Genomic DNA, 17160 nt, shown 5'->3' with positions numbered 1-17160 from the left:
CCGTCCTTCTGGGAGAATGATCTGGTGAGTACCGTCGTTTCCGCTTCCCCGCGCCTGCGGATCGGCCCGATCGCCCTGGATGCACCCGTCGTCCTGGCGCCGATGGCCGGGATCACGAACACCGCATTCCGTCGACTGTGCCGCGAGTACGGCGCTGGTCTCTACGTCAGCGAGATGATCACGACCCGCGCACTCGTCGAGCGCAACGCCACCACCATGCGCCTGATCACCCATCACGAGTCGGAGAAGCCGCGCTCCATCCAGCTCTACGGCGTCGACCCCGCCACGACCGAGGCCGCGGTGCGGCTCCTTGTCGAGGAGGACCGCGCCGACCACATCGACCTGAACTTCGGATGCCCCGTGCCCAAGGTGACGCGCAAGGGCGGGGGAGCCGCCCTGCCGTGGAAGCTCGACCTGTTCCGCGACATCGTCACGCGCGCCGCGCGCGCGGCCGGCGACGTCCCGCTGACGGTCAAGATGCGCAAGGGCATCGACTCGGACCACCTGACCTACCTCGACGCGGGTCGCATCGCGGAGGACGCCGGGGTCTCGGCGGTCGCGCTCCACGCACGCACCGCGGCGGAGTTCTACTCGGGGCACGCCGACTGGTCGGCCATCGCCGCGCTGAAAGAAGCCGTCACGAGCGTTCCTGTTCTCGGCAACGGTGACATCTGGTCCGCCGACGACGCCGTGCGCATGATGGCGGAGACCGGCTGCGACGGGGTCGTCGTCGGTCGCGGATGCCTCGGGCGTCCGTGGCTCTTCGGAGACCTCGCGCGAGCGCTGGGCGAACCGGGCTCAGCTGGGCCGGAGGTCGACGCCACGCTCGGGTTCGTCGCGACCGCCTTCCGCCGGCACGCCGAGCTTCTCGTGGAGTTCTTCGAGGATGAGGGCCGGGGATGCCGCGACATCCGCAAGCACGTCGCGTGGTACTTCAAGGGGTACCCCGTCGGCGGTGACACGCGGGCGCGGCTGGCGACCGCGTCGAGCCTCGCCGAGATCGACGACATCCTCGCGACGCTGGACTGGACGGCGCCCTACCCCGGCTCGGCTGCGGAGGGGCAGCGTGGTCGCGCGGGAACGCCCAAGCGCCCGGCGCTGCCGGACCGTTGGTTGGAGTCCCGCGACGTCGACGCGGCCGAGTCGTCGGCCATCGCCGCAGCGGAGGTCGAGAACAGTGGGGGCTGAGGTCACGAGCGGTGTCGGCGTCTCGGCGGGACGCCCCTCCGGCTACGACGACCACGACGCCGCCCGTTTCCACCGCGAGGAGCACCGCTCGCGCCGCGACAGCTTCGCCCGCGATCGCGCCCGTGTGCTGCATTCCGGCGCCCTGCGCCGTCTCGCCGCCAAGACGCAGGTGCTGAGTCCGGCGAGCCCGGCCGACTTCGCGCGCAACCGCCTGACGCACTCGCTCGAGGTCGCCCAGGTCGGGCGCGAGCTGGCCATCGCTTTGGAGCTCTCGCCCGACGTCGTCGATACCGCCTGCCTCTGCCACGACCTCGGACACCCGCCGTTCGGCCACAACGGTGAGCGGGCCCTCAACGACTGGGCCGAGGACATCGGCGGCTTCGAGGGCAACGCGCAGTCGCTGCGCATCCTCTCGCGTCTCGAGCCGAAGGTCGTCGACGCGTTCGGTCAGAGCGCGGGCCTGAACCTCACGCGGGCGAGCCTCGATGCGACGTGCAAGTACCCGTGGACGGTCGAGCACGCCATCCCCGACCCGGGCGGACGGCAGAAGTTCGGCGTCTACCCCGAGGACGAGGCGGTGTTCCAGTGGATGCGTGAGGGCGCCCCGGGACGCCTGCGTTGCATCGAGGCCGAGGTCATGGACCTTTCCGACGACATCGCCTACTCGGTGCACGACTTCGAAGACGCGGTCCTGAACGGCTACCTCGATCCGGCGCGGCTCGGCGATCCCCGCGAACGCGAGGCGCTGCTCACCGCGATCCAGAGCTGGGTGGGCTACGGGTTCACGAAGGACGAGCTGGGCGATGCACTCTACCGTCTGACTCTGCTTCCCGAATGGCTCGAGTCGTACGACGGCTCGCGCGCGGCGATGGCACGTCTCAAGAACCTCACCTCCGATCTCATCGGCCGGTTCGCGCGTGCCGCCACGGCCGCGACCCGCGAGCACTACGACATCCCCGTCCTGACCCGCTTCCGCGGTCGGGTCATCGTTCCGCGCGTCATCGAGGTCGAGATGGCGGTGCTCAAGGGAGTCATCGGCGCCTTCGTCGTCTCGATCGAGGGACGCAAGGGGCTCTACAAGGAGCAGCGTCGCGTGCTGCGCCGCCTTGCCGACGCCCTCTGGGAGCGCCCGGAGCACCTCGACGCGCTGCACGCCGAGGACTTCGCCGCAGCGGTAACGGATGCCGCCCGCCGCCGCGTCATCGTCGACCAGGTGGCGACCCTCACCGACCGCTTCGCGATCGAGTGGCACGGCCGCCTGGTGGGCCCGGTCGACCTTCGCGAGCTGGGCCTGTGGTCGTCTGATCCGCGCGCGACGGCGCCGAGCCACTTCGCGCTGCCCGAGCCCATCGAAGGGCTCTGATGGCACGGATCCGGCAGACCGACATCGAAGAGGTCAAGGCGCGCACGAACATCGGCGACATCGTCGGCGAGCGTGTCGCCCTGAAGTCCGCCGGCGTCGGCTCGCTGAAGGGGCTCTGCCCGTTCCATGACGAACGAAGCCCCAGTTTCCACGTCCGGCCGCAGGTGGGGTACTACCACTGCTTCGGATGCGGTGAGTCGGGCGACGTCTACTCGTTCCTGCGGGCGATGGATCACCTCTCGTTCACCGAGGCCGTGGAGCGCCTCGCGGCGCGCATCGGTTACTCACTGCACTACGAGGACGGCGCTGCGGCTCCCGAGACGAGCGGTCGTTCCCGGCTGTACGCCGCCCACACCGCCGCGGCTGAGTTCTACCGGTCGCAGCTGTCCGCCCCGGACGCGCAGGCCGCACGTCAGTTCCTCGGCGAGCGGGGATTCGACGCCGGTGCAGCCGCGCACTTCGGGGTCGGATACGCGCCCCAAGGCTGGTCGGCGCTTCGCGACGCACTGCGGTCGCAGGGATTCACCGACGAGGAGCTGCTCACCGGGGGACTGGTCTCGAAGGGGCAGCGCGGCGTCTACGACCGGTTCCGGGGACGGGTCGTCTGGCCCATCCGCGACGTCGCCGGCCAGACGATCGGTTTCGGCGCTCGCCGCCTCTACGACGACGATCAGGGCCCGAAGTACCTCAACACGCCAGAGACGCCGATCTACAAGAAGGCGCAGGTCCTCTACGGCCTCGACCTCGCGAAGAAGTCGATCTCGCGGGAGCATCGCGTCGTCGTCGTCGAGGGCTACACCGATGTGATGGCGTGCCATCTCGCCGGGGTCACCGGAGCCATCGCGTCGTGCGGCACGGCCTTCGGTACCGATCACATCACGGTGCTGCGTCGCGTCATGGGCGACAGCGAGGGCAGCTCGGGGGAGGTCGTCTTCACGTTCGACCCGGATGCCGCCGGCCAGAAGGCCGCGCTGCGCGCCTTCGGCGACGAGAAGCGCTTCGCTGCGCAGACGTACGTCGCGGTCGCCCCCGAGGGGCTGGACCCGTGCGATCTCCGGCTGAACCGCGGTGACGCGGCCGTGCGCTCGCTCATCGAGGCGAAGGCGCCGATGTTCGAGTTCGTCATGGATCAGCGTCTGTCGACGTTCGACCTCTCCACCGTTGAAGGACGCATCGGCGCCCTGCGGGCGGCGGCACCGATCGTCGCCGACATCCGCGATGCCGCGCTTCGACCGGGCTACACGCGTGTCCTCGCCGGAAAGCTCGGGCTCGACCTTTCGGAGGTGCAGCCCGAGGTCGAGCGGGCCGCGCGCCGCGCGTCGGCGTCCGGGAGCGCAGGGGAGCGCACTCGCGGCGAGGCACCGGGCGCAGGCCGAGCGCAGCCCTCCGGTGCGCCCGGCGCGGCCTCCGAACCGCCGCCCGTGTCGGTCCGTGTCACCCTCGCCTCACTGCCGGCCGCCCTCGAGCTCGAGAAGCGCGCGCTCATGGGCGTGCTGCAGTACGGGCACCTGCTCGACAAGCAGGCCGTCGACATCGCGCTGGGTCTGCCCATGCCGCATCCGGCTCTCGAAGCCGTCCGTCAGGCCGTCTCGATGCAGCCCGATCTCACCCGGCCCGGATGGACCTCGGCTGCGGTGGACGCGACTCGCGAGCCCTATCGCACGCTCGCGATCGAACTGCTCACGGCGGACTTCCCCGCGGGAACCGAACGCATCGCGCAGACGACGGCGATGGAGTCGCTGCGCAAACTCCGCCAGCGGGCGCTCGAACGCGAGAAGGCCGAGCTGCGAAGCGCGCAGCAGCGCCTGGAACCGGGCTCGCCCGAGTTCCGTTCCATCGGCGTCGCCATCCGCGATCTCGACCTTCGGCTGCGGCAACTCATGGAGTCGGAGTAGCCGCCGTCGGCGACGAGTGGCGGTCGAGCGATGAAAACGGCAGGATGATGCGCATGTCCCGACGACCCGACGCGGAGATCGCGGTGCGCTGCGACGATTTGTCGATAGCGCGGACGGGCGATTCCGATCGCGTCGTCGAGGGCGTCAGCGTCACGGTCCGGGCGGGAGAAGCCCTCGCCGTGATGGGCGCGACCGGATCCGGTAAGTCGACGCTGCTCTCCGTCCTGGCCGGCAATGCGCCGGCCGACGTCGGGGTCGTCGGCGGTGCCGCCGAGGTGGCCGGCCTCTCGGTGCGGAAGGGTGGCCGTTCCCGCCGCATGCTCACCTATTACGCCGGGCACATGCCACAGGCGGCGGGCGCGTCGCTCCCGGCTCGATTGACCGTGGCCGAAGTCATCGCCGAGCCCATCACCTCGCGTGACCGGCGGGTGAGTCAGCGCGCTCTGTCGCTTCGGGTCGCCTCGCTCCTCGACGAGTTGCACCTTCCGCTGGGGGCGGCCTCGCAGTATCCCTACGAGCTCAGCGCGGGCATGCGCCAGCGCGTCGCCCTCGCGCGCGCTCTCGTGCTCGACCCGAAGGTCTTCATCGGCGATGACCCGTACGCGAACCTCGACATCGAGGTACGCATCGCGGCTCGAGAGGCCTTGCTCTCGCGTCGCGACGACACGGGGATGGCGATCGTCATCGCGACGAACGACGTCGAGACCGCCGACGAGCTGGATGCCGCGGCTCTCGTCCTGCACGGTGGCCGGCCCGTGGGATACGGGCAGACCGCATCGGATGTGGTCTGGACGCCGGACGGGCGATCGCGGGCGTCCTGACGGCCGCGACCCGCCCGGCGGTCGGCCGATGTCGTGAGCACCCCCGGAGCTTTGCTAATATAGACGGGTTGCCCGGCGCGAGCGGGGCGGCTGATCCTCGGTAGCTCAATTGGCAGAGCAATCGGCTGTTAACCGATAGGTTCTTGGTTCGAGTCCAAGCCGGGGAGCGAGAGACCCGCGTTATCTACCGCGGCTCTCACCGAAGGCCCGGGCTTCCACCCCGGGCCTTTACTCATGTGTCTGAGGTTCGCCTGGCACTCGATGCCCGTTCCTCGGCCTCGAAGCGGCGCAAAGTGCCAACCGGAGACGTGCGCTCGAACGATCAGCCGAAGACGTGCAGTCCGAGGTCGTCGCTCAGCGCCTCCGCGCCGATGCGACCGCGCACGCTCGTCCCGTGCTCGTCGAGAGGCGGGCTCACGATGGCAGCGCCGAGCTTGCCCGGAGCCGACAACACGATCGCGCCGGAGACACTGGACTTCGCGGGGACGCCGACGGCTCGCATCCAGCGCCCCGATCCGTCGTAGACGCCGCACGTGGCCATGACGGCGACGACGTCTCTCGCGATCCGCGCAGACACCGCCCGTTCGCCGGTCACGGGATTCACCCCGCCGAGAGCGAGCGTCGCGCCCATGACGGCCAGGGTCTGCGCGTCCACCAGCACGGCGCACGCACGGGCGTAGACCGCGACGGCGTCATCGGCCGTGACGGCGAGCGTTCCCTCATCGCGCATCAGATGCGCGAGTGCATGATTGCGGTCGCCGAGGAGGTGCTCGCTGTGGGCGACATCGTCGTCCACCTCCAGTCGACGACCGGCGAATCCCGAGAGCCCGGCCACGATGCGGCTCGCCCGCTCGTCGGGATCGTCTCCATCGACCAGCGCGCAGGTCAGGATGGCGCCGGCGTTCACCATCGGGTTCGGGGGTCTTCCCGTGCCGCTCTCGAGCTTGATGGCGTCGAACGCCTCGCCCGTCGGCTCGATGCCGACCCGGGCTAGAGCTGCGCCGTCGGTGTCGGCCAGAGCGAGGGCGAACAGGAACGGCTTGACGGCTGACTGGATGCTGAACGGGACCTCCCCATCCACCGACGATCGGACCGAGCCGTCGGGCAGAGCCAGTGCGATCGCGCACAGGTCGCGGTCGGCGTCGGCGAGCTCGGGGATGCTCGTCGAGCGTTCACCGTCGCGCGCCGGCAGCAACCGTCCACGCAGAGCGTCGAGATCGTATGCACGCGGACCGCTGGCGTCGCTCATGGCGTCAGGCGTCGAGATCGTCGACGCCCGGCATCCAGGCGTTGCCCGGACGGCCCCAGCCGCGCTTCTTCGCGATCTTCTGCGTCGTCTTCCAGCCCGAGTCGTCGAGGCGGTCCACGTAGAGGATGCCGTCGAGGTGATCGAACTCGTGCTGCATGATGCGCGCGCGCCAGCCATCGACGCGGATCTCGACGGGGGAGCCGGCGAGGTCGGTGCCGGTCACGAGCACCTCCTCGGAGCGCCGCAGCGGGAACCGCTCACCGGGGAAGGAGAGGCACCCCTCCGACTCGTCGTCGGGATCGGGTGATCCGGGCTCGAGGGGTCGCATCCAGAGCTCGGGATTGATGATCTCGCCGCGCCAGGGCTCGCCGTCGTCGTCCTGGTACGTGTAGACGTAGATCCGCAGGCCGACGCCGACCTGCGGAGCAGCCAGGCCGACCCCGGGGGCGGCATCCATGGTCTCGTACATGTCGGCGACGAGCTGGCGGATCTCGTCCGTGATCTCGGTGACGGGCTCGGCGGGGGCGTGCAGCACGGGATCGCCCATGATGCGAATCGGAAGAACGGGCACGTTGCGAGCCTAATCGAGCCCGCTTCGCCGTTATGGTCGAAAGGTGATTCCGTTTGTCGCGTCCCTCGATGACGTCACCGATCAGCTGATCGGAGTCTTCCGCGAACCCAGAATCCTCATCGGAATCCCGCTCGCGCTGCTCGGCGCTGTGTTCATGTCCTTCGGAGCGCTCTACCAGCACCGGGGTGTGCAGAAGGTCGAGCGTCTCACCAACTCGTCGGGAAGCGCCGGGCTCAACGGCTCGCAGCTGCTGAGTCTGCTCAAGCGTCCGTCGTGGGTGGCGGGGACGATCATGCTCGGGCTCGCGATCGTGTGTCAGCTCGCAGCGCTGACTTTCGCGCCGCTCATCCTCGTTCAGCCGCTCGGTGCGATCTCTCTCGTGATCACGACCCTGCTGAATGCACGCATCACCGGCGTCAAGCCGACGAAGCGGTCGGTTCGCTCGATCATCCTGTGCGTCGGAGGCATCCTCGCCTTCGTCACGGTGGCTGCGCTCGTCGCGACGGAGGAGCCGATCGATCAGGCGCAGCTCATCACCATCCTCGCTCTGCTCGCGGGCGTGCTGCTGATCTCGGGGGCCGTGTGGATGCTGGTGCGCAAGGGCGCGAAGCCGCTCTTCTACATCGCGGCCTCGGGAATCATCTACGGTTTCGTCGCGACGCTCGCGAAGGTCGTGATCTCGCGCATCCAGAACGGCGACTTCGAGTGGTTGACGCTCCTGTGCCTCGTCGGCCTGATCACCGCGACCGCCGTCGGTGCGTACTTCGTTCAGACCGCTTACTCCGTCGGGCCTCCCGATCTCGTCATCGCCGGGCTCACCGTCATCGACCCGATCGTCGCCGTCATCATCGGCATCGCCATCTTGCGTGAGGCCGCAACGGCGCCGTTGCCGGCATTCGTCGGCTTCGTCGTCGCCGGAGCCATCGCGGTCTATGGCGTGACGTCGCTGGCGCGGAACCATCCGCAGGTCGTGCTCGACAGTCAGCAGCTGCCGATTCCGCGCGGGAGCAAGGGCAAGCGCCTCGACGATTGAGCGGTCGCGTCGGCTCGAGGCGGCTCGCGCTAGGCTCGATACGGCAGGGGGCGGTGGCCAAGCTGGTCAAGGCAGCGGGCTCATAACCCGACGATCGTGGGTTCAAGTCCCACCCGCCCTACAAACGAATGGCCGCCCGCGGGCGGCCATTCGCATGCACAGGCGCGTGAGGCATCAGGGGTGCGTAATTGCGGGATCCTGCGGGAAGTCGGTGTTGTCGTCGCCCGCCTTGAGATCGGTGTCGCCGAGGTCGGAGCCCGCGCGAGCCGCGTCGGCCTTCACCTCATCGCTGGCGGCATCCGTCGGCGCGGCGCTGTCGGCGTGCGCGTCATCGGCGTCGCGGTGGTGGGGAGTGCTGTCGGACATGCGGCATCCTTTCCTCGGGGTGTGAGATCCAGCCTGCCGCTCGGGTGGGTCACGAGGAAGGCGCTTGACATCGGATGCCGGGAGAAATCGTGACACGGTTGTGATTCTTCAGGTTCGTGCGCGATAATCGACGCCATAACCGAACACATCGCCGACATCCGGGCTCAGGTCGTAGGGGAAGACGTACCTGATGAAACGGAGAAGTCATGGCGACACCACAGGCGCGTGGAGTGATCTTCATCCACTCCGCGCCACGCGCGTTGTGCCCGCACCTCGAGTGGGCGGCGGGGCGTGCGCTCGGACGCGCGGTCAGCTTCGACTGGGAGGACCAGCCGGTGCTCGATGGCAGCCGTCGCGCGGAGTTCTACTGGGAGGGCCCCGCCGGAACCGGAGCAGCACTCGCGACGGCGATACGGGGCTGGGAGCACCTGCGATTCGAGGTGTCGGAGGATCCGACGCCGCGCAGCGACGGGGGCCGGTGGATGCACACCCCGAGCCTCGGCATCCATTACGCCCAGACCGATGCAACGGGCAACGTCGTGATCGGTGAGGACCGCATCCGCTACGCCATGGAGATCGCGGCGGGCGATGTGCGCGAGCTGCAGCGCGAGCTCGACGTCGCGTTGGGCGCAGCCTGGGACGAAGAGCTCGAGCCCTTCCGTCACGCGGGCGACGATGCTGCCGTGGTGTGGCTGCACAAGGTGGGCTGATTCTGAGTCGCACAGACCCAGTCGGCCCGTGCGTTCGTACCGAGCCCCGGTGGAATGATCCCGGGGAACGGGAGCACGTACGGGACGACTGACCCGAAAGAAGAACAGACCCCCGCGGAACGCCGTCCGCGGGGGTCTGTTTCGTGTTCCGAGACCGGTCAGGCCGAACGGAACGCGACGACGGCGTTATGCCCGCCGAAGCCGAACGAGTTGCTGATCGCCAGCAGATCACCGTCGCCGAGGCTCTGGGTCTCGCCCGAGACCCGGAACGGGACGGCGGGGTCCTGCTCGGTGATGTTGATCGTCGGCGGCGCGATCCGTTCGCGTAGAGCCAGGATCGTGAAGATCGCCTCGAGGGCACCGGTACCACCCAGCAGGTGACCCGTGGACGCCTTCGTGGCCGAGACCGGGATCTCGTCGATGCGGTCGCCGAAGACGCTGCGCAGCGCCTGGTACTCGTTGGGGTCGCCGACGGGGGTCGAGGTCGCGTGCGCATTGATGTGCGCGACATCATCGGGGGAGGCATCGGCCTGCTCGAGAGCAGCGCGGACCGCGCGCGAGGCGCCGGCGCCCTCGGGGTCGTTGGCCGTGATGTGGTACGAGTCGGCGGTGACGCCGCCGCCCACCGCGTAGGCGTAGATCTTCGCGCCGCGAGCCTTGGCGTGTTCTTCGGTCTCGAGGATCAGCACACCGGCGCCCTCACCCATGACGAAGCCGTCGCGATCGATGCTCGTCGGGCGCGAGGCCGTCGCCGGGTCGTCATTGCGGCGTGACAGTGCCTGCATCGACGCGAAGGACGCCATCGTGATGGGGTGGATGGCCGACTCGGTGCCACCGGCGATGACGATGTCGGCCAGGCCGTCCTGCAGGTGCTCGATCGCGTTGACGATCGACTCCGTGCTCGAGGCGCAGGCGCTCGCGACCGTCCGGGCGAAGGCGCGCGCCCGGAAGTGCAGCGAGAGGTTACCGGCGGCGGCGTTGGGCATGAGCATCGGAACCGTCATGGGCAGAACCCGTCGCGGTCCCTTCTCGCGCAGCGTGTCCCACGCATCGAGCAGCGTCCACACCCCACCGATGCCGGTCGCGAAGTCGACACCGAGACGCTCGGGGTCGACCTCGGGGCTGCCGGCATCCGCCCACGCCTCCATCGCGGCGACCATCGCGAACTGCGACGCGGGGTCGAGACGCTTGGAGACAGGGCGCTCCAGCACGGTGTCGGGGCGCACGATGGCCTCGGCGGCGAAGTGAACCGGAATCTGGTACTTCTCGACCCACTCGTGCTCGAGTGTGCGCGTGCCGGAATGGCCGGCGAGCAGGCCTTCCCAGCTTTCGGGTGCGGTGCCGCCCAGGGGCGACGACGCTCCGATTCCGGTGACGACGATACGCGGGGTGCTCATGGATCTCCTCGGTGGAACCCCGGCGGGGGCGTGTGCCCCCGCCGGTGGGGGTTACGCCTGGTTGGACGTGATGTAGGTGACGGCGTCGCCGACGGTCTTGAGGTTCTTGACCTCTTCGTCGGGGATGGTGACGCCGAACTTCTCCTCGGCGTTGACGACGATCGTCATCATCGAGATCGAGTCGATGTCGAGGTCGTCGGTGAAGGACTTCTCGAGGGCGACCTCGTCGGCCGAGATGCCGGTCTCGTCGGTGATGAGCTCGGCGAGTCCTGCGAGGACCTCGTCGTTGCTGAATGCCATGGGTTTTCTCCTTGTTATCTCTGGACCGACCCGGACGCGGGCCGCTGTTCAGTCTAGGTGCGGGGACCCGCCCGATCAGGGAAGGACGACGACCTGCGCGCCGAAGACGAGCCCCGCACCGAAGCCGATCTGGAGGGCCAGACCGCCGCTCAACTCGGGGTTCTCCTCGAGCAGGCGGTGCGTGGCGAGGGGGATGGAGGCCGCCGACGTGTTGCCGGTGGTCTCGATGTCGCGACCGATCGCGACGGTCTCGGGCAGCCCGAGCTGCTTGGCGAACTCATCGATGATGCGCATGTTCGCCTGGTGCGGGATGAAGGCGGCGAGGTCACCGGCCTGGATGCCGGCCTCCTCGATGGCTCGCCGTGCGACCTTGACCATCTCCCAGACCGCCCAGCGGAACACCGTCGGGCCTTCCTGCCGGAGTGTCGGCCACGGCGCAGTCCCGTCGCGGAACTCCACGAGGGTGTGGTTCATGCCGACGGCGTCGGCCTTCGACCCGTCCGAGCCCCACACCGTCGGACCGATGCCCGGGGTGTCGCTCGGCCCGATGATCGCCGCGCCCGCGCCGTCGCCGAGCAGGAACGAGATCGTGCGGTCGGTGGGGTCGATGATGTCGCTGAGCTTCTCCGCGCCGACGACGGCGACGTAGCGGGCCGCACCCGCGCGAACGAGTGCGTCGGCCTGAGTCACTCCGTAGGAGAACCCTGCGCACGCCGCGTTGACGTCGTACGCCGCCGCCGGGTTCGCCCCGACGCGGTCGGCGACGATCGCCGAGACCGACGGGGTCTGCTTCGGGTTCGAGATCGTCGAGACGATGACGGCGTCGACCTGGTCGGCAGGAACGCCGCTGCGCTCGATCGCCTCGGCCACGGCATCCGCGGCCAGGTCGATGACGGTGGTCTCCTTGTCCGCGCGGACGCGAGTGACGATGCCGGTGCGCTGACGGATCCACTCGTCGCTCGAGTCGATCGGTCCGACGAGGTCGTCGTTGGGTACGGCGTTCTCACCGCGAGCCGCGCCGTACGCGTAGATGCGGGTGTGAGCGGGGCCGGTGGCCTGGCGAATGGCGGCGGTCATGCGGCACCTCCGGAGATGAGAGCGGATGCGGCGACGAGGTCGTCGGGGGTCTTGACGGCGACCGAGGGGACACCGCGGAGAGCGCGCTTCGCGAGACCCACGAGGGTTCCGGCCGGGGCGAACTCGATGATTCCGGTGACGCCGTGCTCGGCGAACGAGGACATGCACAGGTCCCAGCGCACGGGAGACGCGACCTGGGCGACCAGACGGTCGAGAGCGTCACGGCCCTCGGCGACGACGGCGCCGTCGCGGTTCGACCACAGCGTGAGGTCGGGGTCGTTCACCGAGGTGGCGGATGCCGCCGCGGCGAGCGTGTCGACGGCCGGCGCCATGTACCGCGTGTGGAACGCGCCGGCGACCTGGAGGGGAATGACCCGGGTCGCAGCGACGGGCTCGGCGGCGAGGCGCGCGAGAGCGTCGAGTGCTCCGGCCGCGACGATCTGTCCGCCGCCGTTGTAGTTGGCGGGCGTGAGATCGAGCTCGTCCAGGCGGGCGACCACAGCGTCCTGGTCGCCGCCGAGCACAGCGCTCATGCCGGTCTGCTCACGGGTCGCGGCATCCGCCATGGCACGGCCACGGAGTCCCACCAGGCGCATCGCGTCATCGTCGCTCAGTACGCCGCCGGCGGCGAGTGCCGCGATCTCGCCGACCGAGTGGCCGGCGACGCCTGCCGGGCGAGCGCCGTCGGCGACGAGCGCGCTGTACGACAGCAGGCTGGCGGCGACGATGAGCGGCTGGGCCACGGCGGTGTCTCGGATGCGATCCGCATCCCACTCGGTACCGGCGGCGACGAGGTCGACCTCGGCGAGCTCGGAGAAGCGCTCGAGGCGTTCACGCGCACCCTCCAGCTCGAGCCACGGGGCGAGGAAGCCGGGGGACTGCGACCCCTGCCCGGGGAACACGGCGATGATCACTGTTACATCCTTCCAAGTTCAGTCGGTCGACCGCTGGCGACGATCGCACAACAATGCGGCGAACCTTTGTGTCGACCGTACAGTCGACGGTTCATGAGGAGCGTCCGACGGAGGCGCGGCCTCGTCAGCTCCGGCGCGACTGCGGCGCGCGTCGTCTCGTGAGGTCATTGCCGATAGAGCCCAGGATGAGCGCAGTCTGCAGGATGAGCGCCTCACGGGGCCCGGTCGCGTCCCAGCCGATGACGTCCGACACGCGCTTCAGCCGGTACCGGACGGTGTTCGGATGCACGAAGAGCTCGCGGGCCGTCGCTTCGAGGGAACGACCGTTGTCGAGGTAGCTCCACAGGGTAGCGACGAGGTCCGCAGAGTGGGCGAGCAGCGGACGGTAGATCCGCTCGACCAGGGTGGCCTTGGCGACGGGATCGCCGGCCAGCGCGCGCTCGGGAAGCAGGTCGTCCGCCTCGACGGGGCGCGGTGCGTGACGCCAGGCGCTCGCGACCGCGAAGCCGGCAAGAGCCGCGCGGGCACTCTGGCTCGCGTCGACCAGAGCGGGCACGGTGGGGCCGAGCACCAGGTGACCGGGGCCGAAACCGGGCTCGAGTCTCGCCGCTATCTCGAGGAAGGTCAGCTCGGGCACCGGCTCCGCCCGGCCCGGCAGATCAGCGCGCCCGATCACGATCACCAGGCGAAGGCCCTGAACGCCGACGAGGACATCGACACCCATCTTGCGCGCGGCACGGCGCAGCTGGTCGACGTCGAACTGCGGGGGAGCGGTGCCGACGAGGACGGCGACCGCACCGTGCCCGTGCCAGCCGAGCGCGGCGATCCGGCTCGGAAGCTCCTCGTCGGTCTCACCCGTGAGGATGGAATCGACGACGAGCGCCTCAAGGCGGGCATCCCACAACCCGCGCGCCTCGGCGGCGCGCGCGTACACGTCTGCCGCTGCGAAAGCGACGTCACGCGAGTACTTCAGGATCGCCTCGCGGACATCGTCGCCGCGGTGCGCCACCCGTTCCTCGGTGACTTCGACGGTCACTCGCACGAGCTGCAGGGTCTGCGTCAGGCTGACGCTGCGCAACAGCTCGCGCGGAGCCGCGGCGAAGATGTCGGCCGCGATGCGCGGGGTCGAGGTCGGATCCTCGTACCACTGGATGAACGAGGTGATGCCCGCCTGCGCGACCAGTCCTACGGAGGACCGGCGCGCAGGCGGCATCTCGGCGTACCAGGGCAGCGTCTCCTCGAGCCGATTGATCGTGGCTGTGGCCAGATCACCCGAGATCCGGCGGAGCCACGCGAGTGTCTCCGCCTTCGAGCTGTCGTCGGTCACCGAAGGGTCAGCTCTCGCCGCCCGCGTTTCCGCTCGTGCCCGCCGTCACGTCGTGCAGGCGGTAGCGCTCGATCGCCTGCGCCGACAGACCGCGGTCCACGACGCCGTCCTCGGCCAGAGCCTGGAGCGTCCGCGCCACGATCGACGGCCCGTCGATCTTGAAGAACCGTCGAGCGGCCGGGCGGGTGTCGGAGAAGCCGAAGCCCTCCGCGCCCAGCGTCGCGAAGCGACGCGGCACCCACGGCCGGATCTGGTCCTGCACGGCGTGCATGAAGTCGCTGACCGCGACGACCGGGCCCTCGGAGTCGTTGAGCTTCTGCGTGACGAAGGCCGTGCGGGGCTCGTCGGTCGGGTGCAGGAAGTTGTGCTCGTCGACGGCGAGACCGTCACGACGCAGCTCGGTCCAGCTCGTGACCGACCAGACGTCGGCGATCACACCCCAGTCGTCCTTCAGGAGCTTCTGCGCCTCGTAGGCCCACGGCACGCCGACGCCCGACGCGAGCAGCTGCGCGCGCGGCCCGTCGCCCTCGCCGACGCTCACGCGGTGGATGCCGCGGATGATGCCGTCGACGTCGACATCCTCAGGCTCCTTCGGCTGCACCAGCGGCTCGTTGTAGAGCGTGATGTAGTACATGACGTTCGGGTCGGGGTGGTTCCCGCCGTACATGCGCTCGAGACCCGAACGCACGATGTGGGCGATCTCGTACCCGTAGGCCGGGTCGTACGACACAGTGGCGGGGTTGGTCGAAGCGAGCAGGTGCGAGTGGCCGTCAGCGTGCTGCAGGCCCTCGCCGGTCAGGGTCGTGCGGCCGGCCGTCGCGCCCATGATGAACCCGCGGGCCATCTGGTCGCCCGCGGCCCACTGCGCGTCGCCGGTGCGCTGGAATCCGAACATCGAGTAGAAGACGTAGACCGGGATGAGCGGTTCGCCGTGGGTGGCGTACGAGGTTCCGATCGCGGTGAACGCCGCGACGGCGCCGGCCTCGTTGATGCCGACGTGGAGGATCTGACCCTGCGGGCTCTCCTTGTACGCCAGCAGCAGCTCGCGGTCGACCGACGTGTAGTTCTGCCCGTGCGGGTTGTAGATCTTCGCCGTCGGGAAGTACGCGTCCATACCGAACGTGCGCGCCTCATCGGGGATGATCGGCACGATGCGGTGGCCGAAGTCCTTCGCACGCAGCAGGTCCTTGAGCAGGCGGACGAACGCCATCGTGGTGGCGATCTCCTGCGTGCCCGAGCCCTTCTTCGGCAGCGCGTACGACTCGTCGCCGGGCAGCGTCAGCGGCGCGTGCTTCGTACGACGCTGCGGCAGGAAACCGCCGAGCTCACGGCGACGCTCGAGCATGTAGCGGATCGTCTCGTCCTCGGCGCCCGGGTGGTAGTACGGCGGGAGGTACGGGTTCTCCTCGAGCTGCGCGTCGGTGATCGGGATGCGCATCGAGTCGCGGAAGTGCTTGAGGTTCTCGAGCGTCATCTTCTTCATCTGGTGGGTCGCGTTGCGGCCCTCGAAGTGGTGACCGAGACCATAGCCCTTGATCGTCTTCGCGAGGATGACGGTCGGCTGGCCCTTGTGCTCCATCGCCTGCTTGTAGGCGGCGTAGACCTTCTGGTAGTCGAGACCGCCGCGGCGGAGCTTGCCCCAGATGTCGTCGTCCGACCAGTCCTTCACGAGCGCCGCCGTGCGCTCGTCGCGCCCGAAGAAGTGCTCGCGGATGAACGCGCCGTCCTCGGCGCGGTAGGTCTGGAAGTCGCCGTCGGGGGTGGTGTTCATCAGGCGGACGAGGGCGCCCTCGTCATCCTGCGACAGCAGCTCGTCCCAGCCGCGTCCCCAGACGACCTTGATGACGTTCCAGCCCGCGCCGCGGAAGTACGCCTCGAGCTCCTGGACGATCTTGCCGTTTCCACGGACCGGGCCGTCGAGGCGCTGGAGGTTGCAGTTGATGACGAACGTGAGGTTGTCGAGTCCCTCGTTGGCTGCGACCTGCAGCTGACCGCGGCTCTCGACCTCGTCCATCTCGCCGTCGCCGAGGAAGGCCCAGACGTGCGAGTCGGACAGGTCCTTGATGCCCCGGTTGGTGAGGTACTTGTTGTTCATCGCCTGGTAGATGGCGTTGATCGGGCCGAGACCCATCGAGACCGTCGGGAACTGCCAGTAGTCCGGCATCAGACGGGGGTGCGGGTACGACGGGATGCCGTCGGGCGCCTTCGAAGCCTCCTGGCGGAAGCCGTCGAGCTGGCTCTCGCTGAGGCGTCCCTCGAGGTACGAGCGGGCGTAGATGCCGGGTGAGGCGTGGCCCTGGATGAAGATCTGGTCGCCGCCGGACGGGTGGTCGGGACCGCGGAAGAAGTGGTTGAAGCCGACTTCGTAGAGCGAGGCCGACGACGCGTAGGTGGAGATGTGTCCGCCCACACCGATGCCGGGACGCTGGGCGCGGTGCACGGTGACCGCGGCGTTCCAGCGGATCCAGCGACGGTAGCGACGCTCGAGCTCTTCGTCACCGGGGAACTCCGGCTCGTTCTCGGGTGCGATGGTGTTGATGTAGTCCGTCACCGGCACCTGCGGGACGTTGAGCTGCAGCTCGTGCGAGGCCTGCAGCAGGCTCAGCATGATCTCGCGACCGCGACCCGAGCCCTTCGCATCGACCAGCTGGCGCAGCGACTCCTGCCATTCACCGGTCTCTTCCGGGTCGCTGTCCAGGGCGTCCTGGGAGTAGGGGTCTTGATCGTTGACAGTCACGGGCGACCTTTCTCGTATGGCAGATCGTGCCAGGTAATCACCACGGGCAGGGCGCGGGCATTGTCGGGCGCGCACAAGCACCGCACGACAGCCTACTCACGCTCGGAGGGGTCGGCGCTCTCGTACACTGAGAGCAGGGGCCTATAGCTCAGTTGGTTAGAGCACCTCGTTTACACCGAGGGAGTCGGGAGTTCGAGTCTCTCTGGGCCCAC

The 17160-nt window shown here is 69.1% G+C and carries 15 protein-coding genes and 3 tRNA genes; 9 read left to right on the top strand and 9 right to left on the bottom strand.

Going from position 1 to position 17160, the window contains the following annotated elements:
* Positions 1-24: 24 nt before the first annotated feature.
* The 5 genes from dusB to O1W71_RS03660 all read left to right on the top strand — a co-directional run bounded on the left by dusB (position 25) and on the right by O1W71_RS03660 (position 5434).
* The gene (gene dusB / locus O1W71_RS03680; RefSeq protein WP_269266558.1) at positions 25-1188 is read left to right on the top strand and encodes a tRNA dihydrouridine synthase DusB; all 1164 of its coding nucleotides are present in this window, start codon (positions 25-27) and stop codon (positions 1186-1188) included.
* Positions 1178-2551 (top strand): deoxyguanosinetriphosphate triphosphohydrolase, encoded by a 1374-nt coding sequence (locus O1W71_RS03675; RefSeq protein WP_094261834.1) that lies wholly within the window; start codon positions 1178-1180, stop codon positions 2549-2551. Before dusB ends, O1W71_RS03675 begins: the two co-directional genes overlap by 11 nt.
* Positions 2551-4446 carry a DNA primase gene (gene dnaG, locus O1W71_RS03670; protein ID WP_269266557.1) on the top strand — a complete coding sequence of 632 codons (1896 nt, stop codon included), beginning with the start codon at positions 2551-2553 and terminating at the stop codon, positions 4444-4446. The genes O1W71_RS03675 and dnaG overlap by 1 nt, the downstream gene beginning before the upstream one ends.
* Before the next feature lie 53 nt (positions 4447-4499).
* Complete coding sequence (locus O1W71_RS03665; RefSeq protein WP_112615079.1) at positions 4500-5267, top strand: ATP-binding cassette domain-containing protein; 768 nt, start codon at positions 4500-4502, stop codon at positions 5265-5267.
* A gap of 94 nt (positions 5268-5361) precedes the next feature.
* A tRNA-Asn gene (locus O1W71_RS03660) sits at positions 5362-5434 on the top strand.
* A 155-nt stretch (positions 5435-5589) separates the two neighbouring features.
* Here the strand turns inward: O1W71_RS03660 and glsA are convergent.
* Both glsA and def read right to left on the bottom strand, forming a co-directional pair.
* Entirely contained in the window at positions 5590-6516 is a 927-nt protein-coding gene (gene glsA / locus O1W71_RS03655; RefSeq protein ID WP_269266556.1) for a glutaminase A, read from the bottom strand.
* A 4-nt stretch (positions 6517-6520) separates the two neighbouring features.
* Positions 6521-7087, bottom strand: a complete 567-nt coding sequence (gene def / locus O1W71_RS03650) for a peptide deformylase (protein WP_269266555.1) — start codon at positions 7085-7087, stop codon at positions 6521-6523.
* Positions 7088-7130: 43 nt separating this feature from the next.
* On the opposite strand from def, the gene O1W71_RS03645 reads away from it, so the two are divergent.
* Together O1W71_RS03645 and O1W71_RS03640 are read left to right on the top strand one after the other, a co-directional pair.
* Positions 7131-8120: a DMT family transporter gene (locus O1W71_RS03645; RefSeq protein WP_112614102.1), complete on the top strand. Its 990-nt coding sequence runs from the start codon at positions 7131-7133 to the stop codon at positions 8118-8120.
* A 47-nt stretch (positions 8121-8167) separates the two neighbouring features.
* Positions 8168-8241: transfer RNA gene (locus tag O1W71_RS03640), tRNA-Ile, on the top strand.
* Between the two features lie 53 nt (positions 8242-8294).
* Here O1W71_RS03640 and O1W71_RS03635 read toward each other — a convergent pair.
* Positions 8295-8486 (bottom strand): hypothetical protein, encoded by a 192-nt coding sequence (locus O1W71_RS03635; protein ID WP_269266554.1) that lies wholly within the window; start codon positions 8484-8486, stop codon positions 8295-8297.
* Positions 8487-8692: 206 nt separating this feature from the next.
* On the opposite strand from O1W71_RS03635, the gene O1W71_RS03630 reads away from it, so the two are divergent.
* On the top strand, positions 8693-9196 hold the full coding sequence (locus O1W71_RS03630; RefSeq protein WP_112614106.1) for a DUF3145 domain-containing protein: 504 nt from the start codon (positions 8693-8695) through the stop codon (positions 9194-9196).
* A 158-nt stretch (positions 9197-9354) separates the two neighbouring features.
* On the opposite strand, the gene O1W71_RS03625 is transcribed toward O1W71_RS03630, so the two are convergent.
* From O1W71_RS03625 to aceE, 6 genes are all read right to left on the bottom strand, one after another.
* A complete protein-coding gene (locus tag O1W71_RS03625) occupies positions 9355-10593 on the bottom strand; it encodes a beta-ketoacyl-[acyl-carrier-protein] synthase family protein (protein ID WP_114587862.1) in 1239 nt (412 codons plus the stop codon).
* A 51-nt stretch (positions 10594-10644) separates the two neighbouring features.
* The gene (locus O1W71_RS03620) at positions 10645-10893 is read right to left on the bottom strand and encodes an acyl carrier protein (RefSeq protein ID WP_023951379.1); all 249 of its coding nucleotides are present in this window, start codon (positions 10891-10893) and stop codon (positions 10645-10647) included.
* A 75-nt stretch (positions 10894-10968) separates the two neighbouring features.
* Positions 10969-11970 carry a beta-ketoacyl-ACP synthase III gene (locus O1W71_RS03615; protein ID WP_269266553.1) on the bottom strand — a complete coding sequence of 334 codons (1002 nt, stop codon included), beginning with the start codon at positions 11968-11970 and terminating at the stop codon, positions 10969-10971.
* Positions 11967-12884 carry an ACP S-malonyltransferase gene (locus O1W71_RS03610; protein WP_269266552.1) on the bottom strand — a complete coding sequence of 306 codons (918 nt, stop codon included), beginning with the start codon at positions 12882-12884 and terminating at the stop codon, positions 11967-11969. The genes O1W71_RS03615 and O1W71_RS03610 overlap by 4 nt, the downstream gene beginning before the upstream one ends.
* A gap of 124 nt (positions 12885-13008) precedes the next feature.
* Entirely contained in the window at positions 13009-14211 is a 1203-nt protein-coding gene (locus O1W71_RS03605) for a PucR family transcriptional regulator (RefSeq protein ID WP_112614114.1), read from the bottom strand.
* A gap of 7 nt (positions 14212-14218) precedes the next feature.
* Positions 14219-16948, bottom strand: coding sequence for a pyruvate dehydrogenase (acetyl-transferring), homodimeric type (gene aceE / locus O1W71_RS03600; RefSeq protein WP_269266551.1), 2730 nt, complete (start codon positions 16946-16948; stop codon positions 14219-14221).
* A gap of 137 nt (positions 16949-17085) precedes the next feature.
* Between aceE and O1W71_RS03595 the strand changes: the two genes are divergently transcribed.
* A tRNA-Val gene (locus O1W71_RS03595) sits at positions 17086-17159 on the top strand.
* Position 17160 lies beyond the last annotated feature (1 nt).

Origin of the sequence: Microbacterium sp. H37-C3, from assembly GCF_027157935.1 — a bacterium.
Classification (GTDB): Bacteria; Actinomycetota; Actinomycetes; order Actinomycetales; family Microbacteriaceae; genus Microbacterium; species Microbacterium plantarum.
The sequence above is the reverse complement of the archived record's forward strand: the minus strand, read 5'-3'. Positions and strand labels throughout refer to the sequence as shown.